Source organism: Azospirillum sp. A29, from assembly GCF_042604625.1.
GTDB classification, from domain to species: domain Bacteria; phylum Pseudomonadota; class Alphaproteobacteria; order Azospirillales; family Azospirillaceae; genus Azospirillum; species Azospirillum palustre.
The window spans coordinates 755,205-773,592 of record NZ_CP170467.1 but is presented as its reverse complement, the minus strand read 5'-3'; the positions used below and the strand labels follow the sequence as shown (position 1 = coordinate 773,592).

Genomic DNA, 18,388 nt, shown 5'->3' with positions numbered 1-18,388 from the left:
TCACACCGCCTTGCGAATGCCGCGCGTGGCGCGCGCTTCCAGTGAGCGGAAGGCGATGCCCGACAGGAATGTGATGACGAGGTACAGCGCGGCCGCGGTCAGGAAGAAGCTGAAGGGCTGGCGGGTGGAGCCGGCGCCAATCTGCGCTTGGCGCATCAGCTCGACGAGCCCGATGACCGAGATCAGAGCGGATTCCTTCAGGACAAGCTGCCAGATGTTGCCGGATCCAGGAATCGCGTGGCGCACCGCTTGAGGCAAAACGATCCGGCGAAACAATGTGACCGGTGACATCCCATAGGCTCGTGCTGCTTCGATTTCTCCCTTGGAGAGGGCTTGAACCGCCCCCCGGAAGATTTGTGCCTGATAAGCGCCAGCCACCACGCCGATGGCCAGGACGCCGGTCAGGAAGCTCGGCGCGCCTATGAACCCTCCGGAGCCGCCCGACAGCAGGGCCAAAAGCTGGCTTGAGCCGAAGTAAAAAAGATAAATGACAAGGAGGTCGGGAATGCCGCGCAACACCATCGTGTAGAGGCGTCCGGCGGCGCGGAGTATGGAAAGATGCGACAGGAGGGCCGCGGCTCCCAAGGCGCCGAGCAGGACGCTGGTCAGGAAGCCGCACACTGCAATCGCCACCGTCAATCCGGTTGCGGCGAGCATGTCGCGGCCCCACCCACCGGGCGCAAAGCCCATGAGCTGGACGTAGTCGTGCAATTTTGCCTCTCGTTCCGGATGCATGTTGTCCATGCACCTTTTATTGCAGCCATTACTCGCCGGGACTTGGAGTAGCTCCGGATTTCGGAATGGAAAATTTGCCTCCGGCGACTTTAATCCATCGCAAAAAGCTGCTTTTCTGCACCATCACTTGGACGCATGATGTCCAACGGTCGTGCATGCGGTCAAATGCGAAATCGCTCGTCGTGAATAAGCAGACGTTATGGTGGAAGGATGAATCTTCGACAGGTTGAAGCGTTTCGCGCGGTCATGCTGACCGGTCAGATGACCACGGCGGCGGAACTGCTGTCCATCACCCAGCCCGCCGTCAGTCGCCTGATCCGCGATTTCGAGCATTCGACCCGCCTGCGCCTGTTCGAGCGGCGCGGCAACCAGATCATCCCGACCCAGGAGGCGGTCACGCTGATGAAGGAGGTCACGCGGTCCTTCGTCGGCTTGAACCGGATCGCCGCCGTCGCGGAGGAGATCAGCCGTCAGGCCGCCGGAACCTTGCGGATCGCCGCGATGCCGGCGCTCAGCAACGGCATTCTTCCCCGATTCCTGGCGCGCTTCCTGCGCGACAAATCCAACCTGTACGCCGCCTTGAACGGGCTCCCCTCGTCCATGGTTATCGAAGCGGTCGCGTCCGGCCAAGCCGATGTCGGCTTCGCGGATGGTCCACTCGACCGGCCGGGCTTTCTGATCGAAACCCGTCCCTTTGCCGCTGTCGTCGCGATTCCAGCGAACCACCCGCTGGCACAGAAGGCGCTGATCCATCCGGCCGACCTCGACCGGCAACGGATGATCTCCCTGGAGCCGGGAACCATCTTTGCGTCGAGGGTCGATGTGGCCCTTGCCGGAATCTCACGCCTGCCCACGTTGGAAGCTCGGCTCTCCCATACGGCGTTGATGCTGGTCAGCGAGGGAGCGGGCATCGCCATCATCGACCCGACCGCCGCTTGGGAGTTCGAAGGGCGCGGCGTTGTCACCCGCCCCTTCAGCGTCTACATCGACGCGAGTTTCCTGGTGATCCGCCCACCGAACCAGGGTGCGTCGGCCATCGTCGACCGCTTCGTCCAGGAGTTCTGGGAATTCCATGATCGCGAGGTGCCGGAACGCCGTGACTGACTGGGGGACTTTGTTGCGCAAATCGGCGCGACGAGTCCACCTCGGGGCAGTGATGATCAGGTGACCTTGCGGGTGGTCGGCATGCCCAAGCTGGTCATGATGTTCATGACCTTGCAAGCGACAGTAGCCTCGGCCTTTTGGTTGGGCAGACTCCGGGCGCGGAGGCTACGGCCGATCAGTTGCTTGTAGCGCATCATCGCCACCTCGCCCAAGGAGCGGCGGCCGTAGCGGACATCCCGCTGCCAGCCACACCGTCCACGTTCGACGATCCTCTGGATGTGACTGTCGCGTTGGCTGGGAGCGCTTCTGGCCGTGTCGCTCGGCACCGCGGTGGAGCGCGGCGGGATGATCACCTCCGCCGCGGGGCTGTGGGCGGCCAGGGCGCGGTAGACGGGCTCGCCGTCGTAGGCGCCGTCGGCCAACACTGTGCTGATCGGGCGCGCGATCCGATCGAGCAGTGGGCCGACCAGAGAGGCGTCACCTTCCTCGTTGCCCGTCAGCTCCGAAGCCAGGATCTCGCCGGTATCGGGATTGGCCGCCAAGTGAAGCTTTCTCCAGCTCCGACGCGCTTGGCCGCCGTGCTTTTCCAGGTGCCACTCACCCTTGCCGAACACCTTCAGCCCCGTGGAGTCGATGACCACCGTGACCGGCCCGTGCGTCCTGGCCAGCGCTGATGCGACTTCCAGATTGGCGCTGCGCCGGGAGAAGGTCGTGTGATCCGGAACCGGCAGGTCCAGGCCGAGCAGACGCATGAGCGAGCCCAGCAAACCCTCGGTCTGCCGTCATGGCCGACCGAACGCCAGACGCAGCATCAGCCCGGTCTCGATGGCGACGTCGGAGTAGCGCGCCGGCCGGCCGCGTCGGCCCGTAGCAGGCGGCGATCGCCTCCGCCGTCACCCACACCGCCAAGTCACCGCGCCGGCGAAGCGCCGCGTCGTATGCCGCCCAATTCTCCACACGATAGCGGGCCTTCGGGATCTTGTGGCGGCGGGGCTCATTGGCCTTGTACGGCATCGGAGGCTCGGCTTCAGCGGGCCGCCTCTATACCCGCTTGGCCTCCCGAACACCACCGGCCCGGCCTTTTTGCACCAACGTCCGCCAAGGGTGCTTTCAGGTTGGTGGATGCCCTGTCCGTGACAGTCATGCCATGGGTTTCAACAGGTGGCCCTGGGAGGGCTGCCTGACCGGGGCTCCGTTCTGTTCCAGGACGCCGGCGTTCCGCGGCTTCTTGCTTCGGTCAGCGCGCCCAGGGTGATGCGAGGATGACGCTGCACATATCCACCCGCTGGAACGCCGGATCCTTCGCTGCCAGGAAATCGTCGTTGAAGGTACCGAAGGTGCTGTTGGGGCGGTGCTTCATACCCTCATAGAAAGCGTCGATGATCCCATGCTTGAAGTCGGCTTCGCGGGGGAAGGCCGCGATAACGGCGTCACGCTCGTCATCCGTAAACTGGTCGTAGCCGCGGCCAGCCACGTCCATACCGGCGCCCGCCTGCACCAGCGCGATCTCCGGGCGCATGAATTCCGGAATGCCAGGCGTCGTGTGAAGAGCAACGGCATTCCAAACCGTTTCAATGTCACCGTCCGAGATTCCCTGCGCCCGCAGGAAATCCCGCGCGGCGTTGGCGCCGTCCACCTCGAACCGCAGCTGGCTGTTCTTGTAGGTCGCGGTGAGGCCGATGTCGTGGAACATGGAGGCCGTATAGAGCAGCTCCGGATCGAAGCTCATGCGCCGTCGCTTTCCCGCTATGGCTCCCCAGAAATAAACCCGGACCGAATGGTGGAAGAGCAGATCGCTCTCCGTATCCCGGATGAACCGGGTCACCTCACGGGCCAGTCTGCTATCGGGAATTTTCACGTCCGAAATGTCATCGGCCACCATGGTCTGTACTCCTTCCCATGCTGATCGTTGCATCAGAGTCGTGGCTTGTTCAGGTCTCCAGAACGGCCTGCGGCGTGTTCCGGAAGCTGATGGCCATGCGATTGTAGCTGTTCATCAGGCTGATCGCGATCGTGAGGTCGACGAGCTGCTTCTCGTCGAACACCTCCCGTGCAGCGTTGTAGGCGTCGTCCGGAACACCGGTCTCGGCAACGAGCGTCACGGTCTCGGCCCAGGCCAGGGCGGCGCGCTCGGTCTGGCTGAAGAGAGGACCGCCTTCCTTCCAGGCCTGCACCAACGCGAGCTTCTCGACCTTCACCCCTCTTTTGATGAGTTCGCGCGTGTGCATGTCGAGACAGAAGGCACAGTTATTGATCTGAGAAACTCGCAGGTAGACGAGATCCACCAGCTCTCCGGGCAGGCCGCTCTGCATGACATAGCCATAAACACCGCCCAGTGCCTTGGCGCCGTTAGGGGCGATTTGATTGTAGTCGAGCCTGTTGGTCATTGTTCGGATTCCTTCTTTCACTTGATGGGGAAGGTGAGCTTGGTCTCGTCGGAGTCGACGACAAAGACGGCAAGCAGCTTCGCTGGCGTGGTCTTGCTGGCGTTGCGGCTGACGGAATGGACCGCGCCCGGCACTTCCGACCAGCCCTCACCCGCCTTGTAGAGGCGGGTTTCACCGTCGTTCACCCTCGACTCGATCTCGCCGGACAGCACGTAGGCGTAGATGAAGGCGGACTTTGCGTGGGTGTGCGACAGGGAAGCGGCGCCGGGCGCGTACTCCACTTCGACCACGCGGAGCGACTTGCCGGGAATGTTGGCGATGGCCTGATCGAACTTGGCCGTCACCGTTTCGGTTTGAGTGTCGTGAGCCGGGGCAGGACCGGCGAAGATCGCAACGAGCACGGCCACGACAGCAGGGGCAATGATGCGGTTCTTCATGGCTCTTTCTCCTGTGACGCTCTGAAAATGCGGGTTTTTTGAGCCAGGAAAAAGACCCAAGAATGCGATGAAATCATGTACCATGGTGACATGACCAAGCCGCTCGCCTTGACTCTCGACCGTTCGGCCAAGGCCTCCCTGTCGGAGCAGATCCGGAGGGGTGTTGCCAAAGCCATTGAGGATGGCGTGCTGGAACCCGGCGCACGGCTGCCATCCTGGCAGGATCTTGCGGCCCAGCTCGGCGTTGCGCGCGGTACGGTGCGGACCGCCTATGAGACTCTCGCTGCCGCCCAGTTGATCGAGGCCTCACGCGCCAAGGGCACGCGCGTCGCTCAACGGCCGCGCACCGCCACAAGGAGCGAACCGCCGCCGGACGCAGGGTCGTTCCTGGAGACCTACCTGGAAATGACGCGGGGGCCTGCGTTCTTTCAGATGGGCGTACCGGCGGCCGAGACTTTCCCGGCAACCTTGTTCGCACGCATTCGCGCGAACGCCGTCCGCGCCGAGGCGAGCGTTCCCCCGTCATATCCCGACCCCCGCGGCGAGCATGAGTTGAGGCGGGAGATCGCAGCCTATCTGGCTGTCGCTCGCGGCATCGGCTGTTCGCCGTCGCAGGTCATCGTCACCGGGGGGTTCGGCGCAGGGCTCGGTCTGGGGCTCAGCGTGCTCGGCTTGGGCGGGCAGTCCGCCTGGTTCGAGAACCCGGGCTTTCCATGGACGAGGAAAGGACTTGAACTCGCAGGTTTGGCGGTGGCCCCGATTCCCGTCGATGCGGACGGAATCGACGTCGATCATGGGCTGCGCCATCATCCCGACGCGAAGCTCGTCGTCGTGACCCCCGGACAGCAGGCGCCGCTCGGGCCGACCTTGTCGCTGGAGCGGCGCCTTCGCCTCCTTGAATGGGCGGACGCGAACCGGGTCTGGGTGATCGAGGACGATTATCTGAGCGAACTGCAACTGGCGGGAAGAGCCGCACCGGCGCTCGCCTCGCTCGATCGAGGCGGGCGCGTCATCCACATCGGCTCATTCAGCAAGACGATCAGCCCGACCCTTCGACTGGGCTTCGTGGTCGCCCCGGTCGCGTTGGCCTCCCGGTTCGCCGAGGTGGCGGCATGTCTGGCACCACCGCCTGGACCCGCGGTGCAGATCGCGACCGCCGAGTTCATCCGCGAGGGCCACTACATGCGCCATCTCCGGCGCACCAAGCGCGCTTATGCGACCAAGCGGCAGGCCGTTCTGGATTGTCTTCACGCCTCCGTCGGCGCGGATCTTGTCGCTGCTCCCGGTTTGGCCGTGCTGCTTAGACTGCCGAAGGGAACGCCGGATGTCGCCATCGCGCGCGAAGCCCTGACGTTCGGCATGTTTCCGGCACCGCTTTCACCCTGGTATGCGCCGCCGGGCAATGCTGAATCCGGGCTTTTGCTGGGTGTCGCCACCGCACCGACCAAGAACCTTGCCCGGTCTTGCGACCGGCTCCTGGAAACGGTCCGGCGGTTCAAGTGAGGAGCTTGGCACGCCGAAGGTCGCGCGCCTGCACCACAAAGCCCCGGCCGCCCGGCTGCGGCAGCGCAAAAGAACCTGAACGGCGGCGCTGACCGGGATCAGCGCCGCATCAAGTGGATGGTCTGTGCCGGGTTCGGAAAGCCGATCAGGTCGGCCACGCCGAATTGAGGATGATCGAGCAGAAGTTCGTCTGCTGGAACCCCGGCTTCTTCAGCGCGAGAACATCGGCCTTGACGTTGCCGAAGGTGGTCTGAGGTTTTCCGCTGATTCCCTGTGCGAAGTGGTCGATGATGTTTTCCTTGAAGTCCGCCTCGCGTGGATGATGGGCGCAGACATGATGACGCTGCTCATGGGTAAAATCGTGATAGGCAATCCCCAGCACGTCCATTTCCACACCGGCCGTCACCAGGGCAACCGTCGGCCGCATGTGCTCGGGGATGCCCGGCGTGGTGTGGAGCGCGATTGCCGTCCACACATCCTCGATGTCGCGTTCGGCGACGCCATACCCCCTAAGGAATTCGCGGGCTGCATTCGCGCCGTCGACCTCGAACCGGAGATCGGCGCTCGAATGGCGGTCGGTCAGGCCCATATCGTGGAACATCGCGCCCACATAGAGCAGTTCGGCGTCGTAGGCGAGACCACGGCGATTGCCGGTGAGCGCCCCCCAGAGGAACACCCGCCGGCTGTGATTGTACAGCAGGTCATCCTCCGTATCGCGAACAAGCTGGGTCGCCGCGCGGGTAATCGCGCTGTCGGGAATAGGGATTCCGGCGATGATTTCGGACATGATTGCACTCCTTGAAAAGAACCGGCGTTGCCTCTTCGTGTATTCGCACGCTGAGGACATTACCATTACGGTCGAGAGGGCGGATCATGCTGGGTAAGAATACAGTCATCAGCGTGATCGCCGACTTATTTCTGCCGATTATAGCTCGACACCGCAATGCCGGCTGACCTATAGATCAGGACAATGGCACGTCGGTTCGTGCCAGTACCGACTGGAGCGACGGTGGCTGTTCAAAAGGTTGCGATCGTGATCCATGAGGGCGTCCAGGCGCTGGACGTCGCCGGACCCGTCGACGTTTTCGCTGAAGCGAACACTTACCTCCCGGCGGAGGACCGATACGAAACGGTCCTCATCGCCGCCGACCGAAGGCCATTGCGCGCGTCGAACCGGATGCAGATGCTGGCGGACGTGAGTTTCGAGGACGCATCCGGGGACTTCGGCATCCTGCTGGTCGCCGGCGGCCCCCATTTGCCCAACGCCGGTCCGGACGCGCGGCTCACCGGTTGGCTGCGCTCGGCGCCGGACCGCGCGGAGGTCTATGGCTCCATCTGCACGGGAGCCTTCGCACTCGGCTGTGCCGGGCTGCTCGACGGTCACACCGTGACCACCCACTGGCAGAATGCGCAAGCCCTCGCCGAGCGCTTTCCCGCCGCCAAGGTGGAGCCGGACCGCATTTATGTTCGTGACGGGCGGCTGGTCACATCCGCCGGCGTGACCGCAGGCATCGATCTCGCACTGGCGCTCGTGGCTCAGCGCCACGGGGCCGGCGTCGCCGTAGCGGTCGCAAAACGGTTGGTGGTGGTGGCCCAGCGCCAAGGAGGACAGTCGCAGTTCAGCCCCTATCTGACCGTGCCGGCGGACCCGGCGTCGGTCAGCGCGCGCATCCAAGACCATGTCATGGCGAACCTGGGAAAACGTCACACGCTTCGGTCGCTCGCCGACGAGGTGGGCATGAGTTCCCGCAATCTTGCCCGGCACTTCGTGCAGGAAACCGGGATCACGCCGCACGACTTCGTCCAGGGCGTCCGGATCGACGCGGCCCGCATGCTGCTGGAGGCAACCGACCGCCCGCTCAAGACCGTGGCGCACGACTGCGGCTTCGGTACGGCTGACCGGATGCGCATCGTGTTCAGCGAAAAGTTTGGGGTGTCCCCCGCTCAATACCGGGCAAGCTTTCGTCGGGGAGGATAAGGAGTTTCCCGCTGTTGCTGCGGCATTCGGAATGGCCGCCTCCCCCGATCAACCCATGGATCAGGAGGCTGTCGTCGTGCGGAAGCGCTTCCGGTAGTCCGCCGGAGTGATGCCGAGACTGCGGACGAAGGCGCGCCTCATGGTGCCGGCGTCACCGAAGCCGCAAATATAGGCGATGCGCTGGAGCGGCGTGGAGGAATCGACCAGCATCCGGCGCGCCGCGTCGAGCCGCGCGGCTTCAACGAAATCGGCCGGGGGTCGGCCGACGTCGCGCTTGAACACCCGGGCAAAATTCCCCGGACTCATGCCGGCCTGGGCGGCCAAGGCATCCACGGACAGATCGGCGGAAAGGTTGTCCAGCACATACTCCTGGATCTTCTGGATTCCGGTCCGGCTCGATGCTTGTGCGGCGAGATGGGCGCTGAATTGCGACTGCCCGCCGGGCCGCTTCAGGAACATCACCATGTAGCGGGCGACCAGCAGTGCCAGGTCCCGCCCGTGATCCTCCTCCAGGAGGGACAGCGCCAAGTCGATGCCCGACGTGACGCCGGCGGCGGTACAGACCTTGCCGTCGCGAATGAAGATCTGGTCCGAATCAACGGTCAATGCCGGAAAGTCGATACGAAGCTTGTCGGCGCATTCCCAATGGGTGGTGACGCGCCGGCCATCCAGCAGCCCGGTCGCCGCCAGAAGGAACACCCCCGTGCAGATCGAGCCGTAGCGGCGGGCTTGCGGCGCGCGACGCCTGAGCCAGTCGATCACCGCCGGATCGACGGCCTTGAACGACGGGTCACCGGCGATCAGCAACGTGTCGATCGGCTGGTCCGGATCGTGGATGGAACGATCGGCCAGGAACCGCAGGCTACCGGTCCCGCAAACCGGCCCCTCCGCGGTGCCCATCACCTGCACCTCGTAGGCCTTCGGATCGCCGAGGCGGCGCGCCGCCTCCCAGAACACCTCCGCCGGACCCACGACATCCAACGCCTGAACCCCAGGAGGGGCGAGAAGCACAATCCGCATGAGAAACGCTCGTCCTGCAGTCGGGCGGCCGAATTGCCCTGGCCGCCCGATCGTATTCGGCATGCCAATTATCGGGCAAGGGCAGGGCTGCGGAGCGTGGTGACGCGAAGCAGGGGATTGCCGGCGCCCAGCCGGCCCAACGCCCGCAGCAGCCCGCAACTGATCGCCGGTTCGCACAGCACCACCGGCAGATAGGCGGCGGCGAAAACCACCCAGTCCACGAACGGCGTTGCCTCCTCGCCCAACATCAGCCAGAAGCCGACCATGGCGACCACACCGCTATAGTAGACGGCGTCGAAGCGCAGAACCGACGCCCAGCGGATCGAGGTCAGCCCGCCGGCGTCCAACAGGCGCTTTCCGCCCATGGTGTGAGCGGCGACCAGCGGCACCATCAGCGACAGCGAGTTCACGGCGAGATGCACGAGATCCTGCGGTTCGAACAGCAGGCCCTGCAACGCAAGGCCGATGCCGAACCCGAACAGGGTCGCCCGGAAGCCGAAGATGAAATAGATGGCGGAGGCGCCGATGAAGTGCAGCTCCGATGGACCGACCGGCTGGTGCCAGACCTCCATGAGGACCGAGAAGAATGCGGCCGCCAGGAGTGCTTTGATCCATTCCTGCGGCCGGCGCAGGAATGCCGGAGCGTGTGAGGCAAGAAGGCTGAGTACGGCGGCATCGGCGCCGACGATCTTGGCGGCGGACAGCATGCCGGGTTCGATATGCATGGACGTCTCCCGATGTTTGACTGTGGAATTAGGCCGATTGCGGGTCGGCCGGCGCAGTGGCAGCGGCTGTGTGTGCGCAAAGCTCGTCGGGCGTCGCGAGCCCGGATTGGAGGATCGTCGCCTCCAGGGCACTCAGCCACTGCTCGTAGTAGCTCCAGGAGGGACCGTCAGGGGACTGGGTCCGTTCCCAGTCACCGATGGCGGCGATCAGGTTCCGGCGGAAATCCTCCCATTCGAAATGGCCCTCCCGCGCCAGGGCGAGCGCCACCCCGAAGGCCGACCGCTCCCACTCCTCCGCGAAGCAGAGAGAGCCGTTGGCGCGGGGCGGGGAATCCCCGGCCCCGGCCATGCTGGTCAGGGCGAAATGTTCGAAGCGGGTGAGCATACCCGTTTCTCCTGCCGGATTGGGTTCATGTGGACGTCGCCATCGCCACGCCCATCATGGCTTCCGGCGTGACCAGGGCGGCGAGTTCGCTTTCGCTCATGCCCTCGGTCCCGGCGGGACGCTCGGGAACGACGAACCAGCGGATTTGCGCGCTGCTGTCCCAGACCTTGACCTCCGTGCTTTCGGGCACGGCCAGCCCGAACTCCTTCAGCACCGCGCGCGGCTCTCGGGCAGCGCGGCTGCGGAAGGTCGGATCCTTGTACCAGTAGGGCGGCAGCCCCAGCACCGGCCAGGGGTAGCAGGAGCAGAGCGTGCAGATGACCAGATTGTGAACGCCTTCGCCATTCGCCACGGCGCGCATGTGTTCGCCCTCGGCACCGGCCATGCCTTCCGGCAGGTCCGTCATCTCGGCAATGGCAGCCGGCGCATCCTCGATGAGCCGCGTCTTGAAGGCCGGATCGACCCAGGCCCGGGCGACGATCCTGGCGCCGTTGAACGGACCCATTTTGGTTTCGAAGACGTCCAGCACCGTGTCCACGGTTCTGCTGGTGATGATGCCCTTTTCGATGAGCAGCGCTTCCAGGGCGCGGACACGCGCGGCGCTCCGGGCTTCGCGGTCATCGGGATGATGAAAGCGATCGGTCATGGTCGAGGACTCCTGTCAGGCGGCGGGCTTGGCGACGTAGGCGGCGTAAAGATCGGCATAGAGCGTGACGTTCGGCTCCGTGTTGCCGGGCCACAGCTCCCCGGCCTCGAAGCGCACGCAATAGACCGCCATCGGCGTGCCGACGCCGTCGGTCCCGGTATCGGTCAGATAGCCGTAAGCCCCCGGATAGACCGTCTCGACCACGCCACTGTGGTTTCGCAAAAAGCCGGGAAGGCGGGTGTGGTCCACCGTCGGAACATTCCTGACCGTGACGGTATCGCCTTCCCGGAAGTCGGGCAGGACCGCGATGTCGCGCTTTGGCGAATCCCCTGTCGCCAGATAGTGCTCGACACGCCGGTCGATCTCCGGCGCGCCACCTTGCGGCAGCGGCTTGTCCGGATCGGCGAGATATTCGGCCGTGCGGTCGTCCAACTCCTCCTCGGTGATGTAACCGTTTTCGATCAGGTAGCCGCAGATGCCGCCCAGCCATTTCTCATAGTAACGGTACTTGAAGTAATCGAAGGGGTTCAGGCTTTCCGCCCCGGTGCGCAGGTGGGCCCAGGTCCAGACGGTGTGAAAGGCGCTCGGCGTGGTCTGGAAGGGCAATTGCGGGCTGAGCGCCATCATGGCCGTATGAATGCCGAAGATGCGCTTTTCCCACTCCTCCACGAACACACGTGTTTCGACAGTGATGGAGCCCAGGCCTTCCAGGCCCCCGAGATAATGTTGCAGCTTCATTGGGTTGTTCCTGAGATGGGGAACGGGATCGGAAACGTCAGGGAACGGGGTCGTCCGCCCCGACCTTGCAGCCGCGGAGTCCCTCCAGAAGCGCTCCGGCATCAAGGTGGCGGCCGATGAAGACGAGTTGGTTCAACCGTTCCTCGTCGGGCTTCCAGGGCCGGCTTGGCCGCCCGTCCAACGTCATGTGGACGCTGTGGAAGACGAAGCGGCGCCCCTGTCCGTCGAGAGTCAGCACGCCCTTGGCGCGCAGCAGGTCGCGCCCTTTGTCCTGCACGAGTTGGCTGAGCCAGCGATCCACCGCCGTCGGGTCGAGCTGCCCGGCTTCACGCAAGGCCACGCAGCCGATGCCGGCGTCATGCTCGTGCTCATGCTCTTCGAGGATGCCGGGGTCGAGGCGCAGGATGTTCGCAAGATCGAAAGCAGCGATCCCAAGGATTTCAGAAAGTGGCAGGACACAGCCTTCGGTCCGGTGGATGCGGGCCAAAGGGTTGAGCCGACGAATGTCGCGTTCAACGGCGTCGAGTGCCGCGGCGGACTCCAGATCGATCTTGTTCAGCAGGATCACGTCGGCGAACGCGACCTGTTCGCGCGCCTCGTCGTGGCCGAGTTGCAAGGGCAGGTGACGGGCATCGGCCACGGTGACGATGGCATCGAGCGCGAAGCGGCGGCGCAGCCCGTCGTCCAGTATGAACGACTGGATGACGGGTGCCGGGTCGGCGAGCCCGCTCGTCTCGATCACCACCCGATCGAACCCGCACTCGTCCTCGACCAACCTCATCAACGCTTCGATCAGATCGCCGCGGACGATGCAGCAGACGCAACCATTGTTGAGTTCAACAACCGTCTCGCTCGTCGCCGTCACCAGCAGTCCGTCGATGCCGAGTTCTCCGTATTCGTTGACGATGACGGCGGTTCGCTCACCGCCGTGTTCAGCCAGGATGCGGTTGAGCAGGGTCGTCTTGCCGGCCCCGAGAAATCCGGTCAGCACGGTCACCGGAATCGGTCGCATAGCGATGCTCCGTTGCTTCAGGTTGCGAGAGGCAGCCTTGGCCTCACAGATAGCCAAGGGGATTGGCCGATCTGCTTCGGCGTCTCGTGGTATACATTGCACCGCATACCCTCCGCCGACTCAACATGTGGCAGCGGGCAATTCCTGACAAAGTGCCTATCAGAATCGGCCAACCGCATTGCCGCCATGGCTGCGACGATGAGCGAGTGTGCGAACAGGAGGGCGAACTAAAGAAAACAGATCACCTGGGAAAGACGTTGGTGCAAAAAGGCCGGGCCGGTGGTGTTCGGGAGGCCAAGCGGGTATAGAGGCGGCCCGCTGAAGCCGAGCCTCCGATGCCGTACAAGGCCAATGAGCGCCGCCGCCACAAGATCCCGAAGGCCCGCTATCGTGTGGAGAATTGGGCGGCATACGATGTGGCGCTTCACCGGCGCGGTGACTTGGCGGTGTGGGTCACGGCGGAGACGATCGCCGCCTGCTACGGGCCGACGCGGCCGGCCGGCGCGCTACTCCGACGTCGCCATCGAGACCGGGCTGATGCTGCGTCTGGCGTTCGATCGGCCATGGCGGCAGACCGAGGGTTTGCTGGGCTCGCTCATGCGCCTGCTCGGCCTGGACCTGCCGGTTCCGGATCACACGACCTTCTCCCGGCGCGGCGCCAATCTGGAGGTCGCGTCGGCGTTGGCCAGGAGGGAAGGGCCGGTCACCGTGGTCATCGACTCCATGGGGCTGAAGGTGTTCGGCAAGGGTGAGTGGCACCTGGAAAAGCACGGCGGCCAAGCGCGTCGGAGCTGGAGAAAGCACCACTTGGCGGCCGATCCCGATACCGGCGAGATCCTGGCTTCGGAGCTGACGGGCGACGAGGAAGGTGACGCCTCTCTGGTCGGCCCACTGCTCGATCAGATCGCGCGCCCGATCGGCACAGTGTTGGCCGACGGCGCCTACGACGGCGAGCCCGTCTACCGCGCCCTGGCCGCCCACAGCCCCGCAGCGGAGGTGATCATTCCGCCGCGCTCGAGCGCGGTGCCGAGCGACACGGCCGGAAGCGCTCCCAGCCAACGCGACAGTCACATCCAGAGGATCGTCGAGCGTGGACGGTGTGGCTGGCAGCGGGATGTCCGCTACGGCCGCCGCTCCTTGGGCGAGGTGGCGATGATGCGCTACAAGCAACTGATCGGCCGTAGCCTCCGCACCCGGAGTCTGCCCAACCAAAAGGCCGAGGCTGCTGTCGCTTGCAAGGTCATGAACATCATGACCAGCTTGGACATGCCGACCACCCGCAAGGTCGCCTGATCATCACTGCCCCGAGGTGGACTCGTCGCGCCGATTTGCGCAACAAAGTCCATCAGTGCACTATTGTCCGATGCGGCGGCAGATCACTACCACCTGCGCACGCTAGTGGAGGCCTGCTTCAGCCGCTACAAACATGTCATCGGAACTCTTATAGGGTTAGACACCGACGACCGCCAGCGGAACGAGATTGACGTCGCCGTACTCTTCCAGAATCCGCATGCTCGACCTTTTTTTGTCTTCAATGTTTAGATACGCAGCACTGCCGGCATCAGATCTCGGCATCTCGACGCAATAACATCGTGAAGCATTCTTGCTAACCGGAGCGAGGTCGCCTCATGGTTCAAGTCCCTTTCCAAATGGAGATAGCGGCCGAAACGGCGATCACATTCGGTGCTTTTCGCCTCCATTCAAACCGGCATCTCTTGTTCAAAGATAACGAGTCGGTTGTACTGGGTTCGCGCGCAATCGACATCTTGATTGCGTTGACAGAACGGGCTGGAGATTTGGTTACGAAGGACGAGCTGATCACGCGCGCGTGGCCGAACACAATTGTCGACGAGTCAAATCTCAGAGCGCAGATAGCTTTGATTCGCAAAGCTCTTGGTGACACCGGGAGCTCAGCCCATTTTATTGTGGCTGTTCCAGGTCGCAGCTACCGCTTCGTGGCGCCAATCTCATCCTCGATCTTTACAGATGGAGCCGAAGCTGCGGGCATCCGGAACAACCTCCCACAACTGCTGAGACCACCAATCGGGCGAGATGAGGCCATAAAAGCCGTTCGAGGCCGCTTTCAGCGTTATCGTCTTACAACCATCGTGGGACCAGGCGGCATCGGCAAGACCACACTTTGCGTCGCCGTCGCTCAGCAACTCCTGCCTTCCTATAAGGATGGAGTGTGCTTTCTAGATCTGGCTCCGCTGACGAACGGTCAACTTGCGTCAAGTGTGCTGGCAGCCACACTCGGCCTTGCCATCAGTTCCAAGGATCCGCTTCCCGGCATCATCATGCACTTGCGTGAACGTCAGATTCTACTTGTCTTCGACAGTTGCGAGTTGGTTGTCGATGCAACTGTGCAATTGGCAGAAGCGCTCCTCCGACAGGCACCGGACATCCACATCCTTGCAACGAGTCGGGAAGGTTTGCGAGCGGAAGGCGAGAGCGTCTATCGATTGGCGCCCCTGGACCTGCCTCCCGTTTCTGCTGGATTGACCTCGAGGGAGGCAATGACCTTCTCGGCCGTGCAGCTCTTCGTCGAACATGCATCGTCTCGCGGCACCGGATTTGTGTTTGATGACAGTGAGGCGCCTCTCGTTGCTGATATTTGCCGTCAACTCGATGGCATCCCCTTGGCCATCGAACTGGCGGCAGGTCGGGTTGGAGCGTTCGGCACGCGAGGCGTGGCAAAACTACTGAACGATCGCTTTCGGCTGCTCACTGGAGGCCGGCGTACCGCCCTTCCCAGGCATCAAACGCTGGAGGCTACGATTGATTGGAGTTATGAGGCGCTCTCGGAATCAGAACAGAGATTCTTGCGCTGTCTTGGTGTGTTTTCGGGTGATTTCACGCTGGACGAGGTTGTCGCTGTCGTAACTGGGGTCAGTAATCTTGAGACCAACATTCCTCTTCATCTTTCCAATCTGATCTCAAAATCTCTTGTCGCTGTCGATGCTCGCCAGGAAGTTGCGCAGTACCGATTGCTTGACACAACCCGCGCCTACGCGTTGGCCAAGCTTTTGCGACACGATGAACTCAATGGGGTCGTACTACGGCTGGCTGAATATCTGTGCGGGGTCCTTAAACACGCGCATGGCGAAATTGAAACAATTCCGGTTGGCGAATGGCTAAGTAGGTACAGCCACCATATCAACAATGTGCGTACGGTGCTGGACTGGGCCTATTCCCCTAAGGGCGATCCAAAAATCGGGCTTGCCATGACCGTGACCGCAATCCCGCTGTGGTATCAGCTATCGTTGGTCGACGAATGTCTGAACTGTGTTCAACGCGCGCTGTCAAGTATCAGCCCAGGACCAGAACGGGATGCGCAGGCGCGCGAAATCATGCAGCTTTACAGAGCGCTTGGTCTGTCTCAGGCTTTCAAGGTGGGCTTCGCGCTCCAGGCACCGGCGGCATTCGCCAAAGCTCTGGAAATTGCCGAGAACCTCGGCGACGTGGATGCTCAGTCGGAAGCGCTTTGGGGATTGTGGCTTTGCCAAATCGGGATGGGTGAGTACCGATCATCACTTGGCATCGCGCAGCGATTTATGAAACTCGCGGGAAACGGCCTCGATCGCTTCATTGGCGATCGGATGATCAGCATGACACTCTTCTGCATGGGAGATTGCAAGGGGGCTCGCATCCACGCAGATCGTATGCTTGCTCATGACACTTCCACTTCGGAAACCACTTCGACCAGTTCGGTTCGTTTTCGATTTGGGCAATCAGTGGCCGCGCGCATTCAGCCTGCCCAACTCCTTTGGATGCAAGGCTTCCCCGATCAGGCAATATTGGCCGTGAAGAGTGCCGTCGACGCCGCACGGGCATCGGGTCATGCGATTTCGCTCTGCGAAGCACTGGCACGGTGGGCATGCCCTGTCTGGATCCATGTCGGCGATCTGGCGGCTGCGGACCTCTCGATCACCAACATGCTCGACTTGGCGGCCGCGAATTCGCTCGGTCCGTGGGAGGTGTTCGGTCGTTGCTGGAGAGGCACACTTTTGATCAAGCAGGGTCATGTAGATCGAGGCATTGCAGTTCTTCGCACGGCTCTGGAGGAGCTTGGAAAGGGAAGGGTGTTCACGCTCTACAATGTTAGATTTCTTGGGTTTCTTGCCGAAGGTTTGGCCGCCGCGGGTCAGAGCGCTGAAGGTTTGACCTTGGTCGACGCTGCCATCCGGCACAGCGAGGAAAAGGAAGAGCTTTGGTGCATTGCCGAACTCTTGCGCGTGAAAGGTGAGATCCTGCTGCTTGACGGCGCAGGTTCAGCTTCGGCCGAGCAATGCTTCCTACAGTCGGTCAAATTTGCGCGACAGCAGGATGCTCTATCCTGGGAACTCCGTACGGGCATGAGCATGTCTCGTTTGCTATGTCAACATGGAGAGATAACGATGGCACGTTGCTTTTTGATGAATATATTCTACCGTTTCACCGAAGGCTTTGAGACAGCCGATTTGAAAGCTGCGAAGGCTCTTCTCGACGAATTCTCGCAGTGATCGATCGGGGCTCCACTCCTTCGCATCCCAGCTTGGACACACCGGAATTCACAACGATTCACTGGCTACTCTTCGGTCTCTTGGGTCATCGTCTTCCAATGCCGATCATTCGGCAATGTGCGATTGAACCACTGTGGAGAGGAGCGGACATGACCAACGCTGTAATGGATGCGCTCGTCCTGCATGGGCCCAACGCACCCTTCACTCTTGCCAGCATCGCTCGCCCGGAACCCGTGGCTGGCCAGGTCTTGGTTCGCATAAAAGCAAGCAGCGTCAACCCGCTGGATCTCAAGATCAGAAGCGGCAACGCGGCGCACGCGAAACATCCCTTCCCCGCAATCCTGGGAATGGACTTTGCCGGAACCATCGAGGCGCTCGGTGCCGGCGAGTGCGGTTTCGCCGTCGGAGATGATGTGTATGGACTGGCCGGCGGCGTGGGTGGCCTTCAAGGGTCGCTGGCACAGTTTGCTGCCGTTGATGCCAGCCTATTGGCGCCGAAGCCATCCAATCTCAGCATGCGCGAGGCGGCCGCGCTCCCCCTTGTCTTCATCACGGCTTGGGAAGGTTTGGTCGACCGGGCCCAAGTCCAAGCCCGCCAGAAGGTGCTTGTTCTGGGTGCCGGCGGAGTTGGGCAGATGGCGATCCAGATCGCTTCGGCTTTTGGAGCTGAAGTCTTCGCTGTCGACACAGCTGCGAAGGGAGCCACCATCGAACTATTGGGCGCAACAGCAATCGACCGTGAGCAGACAACCCCTCAGGAGTATGTCGGCGATCACACCGGTGGTATCGGTTTCGATGTCGTCTATGACACCGTAGGGGGCGCAGCACTTGATACCGCGTTCAACATCGTTCGGCGTTTCGGTCATGTGGTGAGTTGCCTCGGGTGGAGCACACATTCACTTGCTCCCCTGTCATTCCGCGCCGCGACCTATTCGGGTGTCTTCACGCTTTTGCCGATGCTGACAGGCGAGGGTCGCGCACACCACGGCGACATCATGCGTGAGGCGACAAGGCTTGTTGAGGCGGGAAAGGTCGTGCCTTTCGTCGATCCTCGAAGCTTCAAACTCAACGCGGTCGCCGATGCTCATCGCGAGATCGAAAATCGCACAGCCGCGGGTAAGATCGTGATCGAGATCACGGATTGAAACGCGACTCATGTCACCCAGTGCAGCGATCGGTGTCATGCCATTCCCTGACACGTAACTGATCGAAAGTG

The 18,388-nt window shown here is 62.6% G+C and carries 16 protein-coding genes and 2 pseudogenes; 6 read left to right on the top strand and 12 right to left on the bottom strand.

Annotated elements, in window-relative coordinates:
- Positions 1–744, bottom strand: a complete 744-nt coding sequence (locus ABNQ38_RS31665; protein ID WP_377810260.1) for an ABC transporter permease — start codon at positions 742–744, stop codon at positions 1–3.
- Positions 745–945: 201 nt separating this feature from the next.
- On the opposite strand from ABNQ38_RS31665, the gene ABNQ38_RS31660 reads away from it, so the two are divergent.
- Entirely contained in the window at positions 946–1,839 is an 894-nt protein-coding gene (locus ABNQ38_RS31660) for a LysR substrate-binding domain-containing protein (protein ID WP_377810259.1), read from the top strand.
- Positions 1,840–1,895: 56 nt separating this feature from the next.
- Here ABNQ38_RS31660 and ABNQ38_RS31655 read toward each other — a convergent pair.
- The 4 genes and pseudogenes from ABNQ38_RS31655 to ABNQ38_RS31640 form a co-directional block, all read right to left on the bottom strand.
- A pseudogene (locus ABNQ38_RS31655) lies at positions 1,896–2,853 on the bottom strand (IS5 family transposase).
- Positions 2,854–3,076: 223 nt separating this feature from the next.
- Entirely contained in the window at positions 3,077–3,721 is a 645-nt protein-coding gene (locus ABNQ38_RS31650; protein ID WP_377810258.1) for an HD domain-containing protein, read from the bottom strand.
- A gap of 49 nt (positions 3,722–3,770) precedes the next feature.
- On the bottom strand, positions 3,771–4,226 hold the full coding sequence (locus tag ABNQ38_RS31645) for a carboxymuconolactone decarboxylase family protein (RefSeq protein WP_377810257.1): 456 nt from the start codon (positions 4,224–4,226) through the stop codon (positions 3,771–3,773).
- A 17-nt stretch (positions 4,227–4,243) separates the two neighbouring features.
- The gene (locus tag ABNQ38_RS31640) at positions 4,244–4,663 is read right to left on the bottom strand and encodes a cupin domain-containing protein (RefSeq protein WP_377810256.1); all 420 of its coding nucleotides are present in this window, start codon (positions 4,661–4,663) and stop codon (positions 4,244–4,246) included.
- A gap of 90 nt (positions 4,664–4,753) precedes the next feature.
- Here ABNQ38_RS31640 and ABNQ38_RS31635 point away from each other — a divergent pair, with 90 nt between their 5' ends.
- Positions 4,754–6,166 (top strand): PLP-dependent aminotransferase family protein, encoded by a 1,413-nt coding sequence (locus tag ABNQ38_RS31635; protein WP_377810255.1) that lies wholly within the window; start codon positions 4,754–4,756, stop codon positions 6,164–6,166.
- A gap of 145 nt (positions 6,167–6,311) precedes the next feature.
- Here ABNQ38_RS31635 and ABNQ38_RS31630 read toward each other — a convergent pair whose 3' ends face one another.
- A complete protein-coding gene (locus ABNQ38_RS31630; RefSeq protein ID WP_377810254.1) occupies positions 6,312–6,953 on the bottom strand; it encodes an HD domain-containing protein in 642 nt (213 codons plus the stop codon).
- A 222-nt stretch (positions 6,954–7,175) separates the two neighbouring features.
- On the opposite strand from ABNQ38_RS31630, the gene ABNQ38_RS31625 reads away from it, so the two are divergent.
- A complete protein-coding gene (locus ABNQ38_RS31625) occupies positions 7,176–8,144 on the top strand; it encodes a GlxA family transcriptional regulator (RefSeq protein ID WP_377810253.1) in 969 nt (322 codons plus the stop codon).
- Between the two features lie 60 nt (positions 8,145–8,204).
- Here ABNQ38_RS31625 and ABNQ38_RS31620 read toward each other — a convergent pair whose 3' ends face one another.
- Genes ABNQ38_RS31620 through ABNQ38_RS31595 form a run of 6 tightly spaced genes read right to left on the bottom strand, consistent with a single transcriptional unit; the run spans position 8,205 to position 12,655 of the window.
- The gene (locus ABNQ38_RS31620; RefSeq protein WP_377810252.1) at positions 8,205–9,227 is read right to left on the bottom strand and encodes a GlxA family transcriptional regulator; all 1,023 of its coding nucleotides are present in this window, start codon (positions 9,225–9,227) and stop codon (positions 8,205–8,207) included.
- A gap of 5 nt (positions 9,228–9,232) precedes the next feature.
- Entirely contained in the window at positions 9,233–9,889 is a 657-nt protein-coding gene (locus ABNQ38_RS31615; protein WP_377810251.1) for an energy-coupling factor ABC transporter permease, read from the bottom strand.
- 28 nt (positions 9,890–9,917) lie between these two features.
- Positions 9,918–10,274, bottom strand: coding sequence for a nitrile hydratase accessory protein (locus tag ABNQ38_RS31610; protein ID WP_377810250.1), 357 nt, complete (start codon positions 10,272–10,274; stop codon positions 9,918–9,920).
- Positions 10,275–10,299: 25 nt separating this feature from the next.
- Positions 10,300–10,920: a nitrile hydratase subunit alpha gene (gene nthA / locus ABNQ38_RS31605; RefSeq protein WP_377810249.1), complete on the bottom strand. Its 621-nt coding sequence runs from the start codon at positions 10,918–10,920 to the stop codon at positions 10,300–10,302.
- A gap of 15 nt (positions 10,921–10,935) precedes the next feature.
- Positions 10,936–11,658: a nitrile hydratase subunit beta gene (nthB, locus tag ABNQ38_RS31600; protein WP_377810248.1), complete on the bottom strand. Its 723-nt coding sequence runs from the start codon at positions 11,656–11,658 to the stop codon at positions 10,936–10,938.
- A gap of 37 nt (positions 11,659–11,695) precedes the next feature.
- A complete protein-coding gene (locus ABNQ38_RS31595; RefSeq protein ID WP_377810247.1) occupies positions 11,696–12,655 on the bottom strand; it encodes a CobW family GTP-binding protein in 960 nt (319 codons plus the stop codon).
- 350 nt (positions 12,656–13,005) lie between these two features.
- On the opposite strand from ABNQ38_RS31595, the pseudogene ABNQ38_RS31590 reads away from it, so the two are divergent.
- The 3 genes and pseudogenes from ABNQ38_RS31590 (at position 13,006) to ABNQ38_RS31580 (ending at position 18,317) form a co-directional block, all read left to right on the top strand.
- Positions 13,006–13,963, top strand: a pseudogene (locus tag ABNQ38_RS31590) (IS5 family transposase).
- A 335-nt stretch (positions 13,964–14,298) separates the two neighbouring features.
- Positions 14,299–17,172, top strand: a complete 2,874-nt coding sequence (locus ABNQ38_RS31585) for an ATP-binding protein (RefSeq protein ID WP_377810246.1) — start codon at positions 14,299–14,301, stop codon at positions 17,170–17,172.
- Positions 17,173–17,321: 149 nt separating this feature from the next.
- Complete coding sequence (locus tag ABNQ38_RS31580; RefSeq protein WP_377810245.1) at positions 17,322–18,317, top strand: zinc-dependent alcohol dehydrogenase family protein; 996 nt, start codon at positions 17,322–17,324, stop codon at positions 18,315–18,317.
- The last annotated feature ends 71 nt before the right edge of the window (positions 18,318–18,388 follow it).

What these genes read in the sequence shown, in the direction of transcription:
- ABNQ38_RS31665 (WP_377810260.1), bottom strand. Translation starts at nt 744, where the DNA reads ATGGACAACATGCATCCGGAACGAGAGGCAAAATTGCACGACTACGTC.
- ABNQ38_RS31660 (WP_377810259.1), top strand. Translation starts at nt 946, where the DNA reads ATGAATCTTCGACAGGTTGAAGCGTTTCGCGCGGTCATGCTGACCGGT.
- ABNQ38_RS31650 (WP_377810258.1), bottom strand. Translation starts at nt 3,721, where the DNA reads ATGGTGGCCGATGACATTTCGGACGTGAAAATTCCCGATAGCAGACTG.
- ABNQ38_RS31645 (WP_377810257.1), bottom strand. Translation starts at nt 4,226, where the DNA reads ATGACCAACAGGCTCGACTACAATCAAATCGCCCCTAACGGCGCCAAG.
- ABNQ38_RS31640 (WP_377810256.1), bottom strand. Translation starts at nt 4,663, where the DNA reads ATGAAGAACCGCATCATTGCCCCTGCTGTCGTGGCCGTGCTCGTTGCG.
- ABNQ38_RS31635 (WP_377810255.1), top strand. Translation starts at nt 4,754, where the DNA reads ATGACCAAGCCGCTCGCCTTGACTCTCGACCGTTCGGCCAAGGCCTCC.
- ABNQ38_RS31630 (WP_377810254.1), bottom strand. Translation starts at nt 6,953, where the DNA reads ATGTCCGAAATCATCGCCGGAATCCCTATTCCCGACAGCGCGATTACC.
- ABNQ38_RS31620 (WP_377810252.1), bottom strand. Translation starts at nt 9,227, where the DNA reads ATGCCGAATACGATCGGGCGGCCAGGGCAATTCGGCCGCCCGACTGCA.
- ABNQ38_RS31615 (WP_377810251.1), bottom strand. Translation starts at nt 9,889, where the DNA reads ATGCATATCGAACCCGGCATGCTGTCCGCCGCCAAGATCGTCGGCGCC.
- ABNQ38_RS31610 (WP_377810250.1), bottom strand. Translation starts at nt 10,274, where the DNA reads ATGCTCACCCGCTTCGAACATTTCGCCCTGACCAGCATGGCCGGGGCC.
- nthA (WP_377810249.1), bottom strand. Translation starts at nt 10,920, where the DNA reads ATGACCGATCGCTTTCATCATCCCGATGACCGCGAAGCCCGGAGCGCC.
- nthB (WP_377810248.1), bottom strand. Translation starts at nt 11,658, where the DNA reads ATGAAGCTGCAACATTATCTCGGGGGCCTGGAAGGCCTGGGCTCCATC.
- ABNQ38_RS31585 (WP_377810246.1), top strand. Translation starts at nt 14,299, where the DNA reads ATGGTTCAAGTCCCTTTCCAAATGGAGATAGCGGCCGAAACGGCGATC.
- ABNQ38_RS31580 (WP_377810245.1), top strand. Translation starts at nt 17,322, where the DNA reads ATGACCAACGCTGTAATGGATGCGCTCGTCCTGCATGGGCCCAACGCA.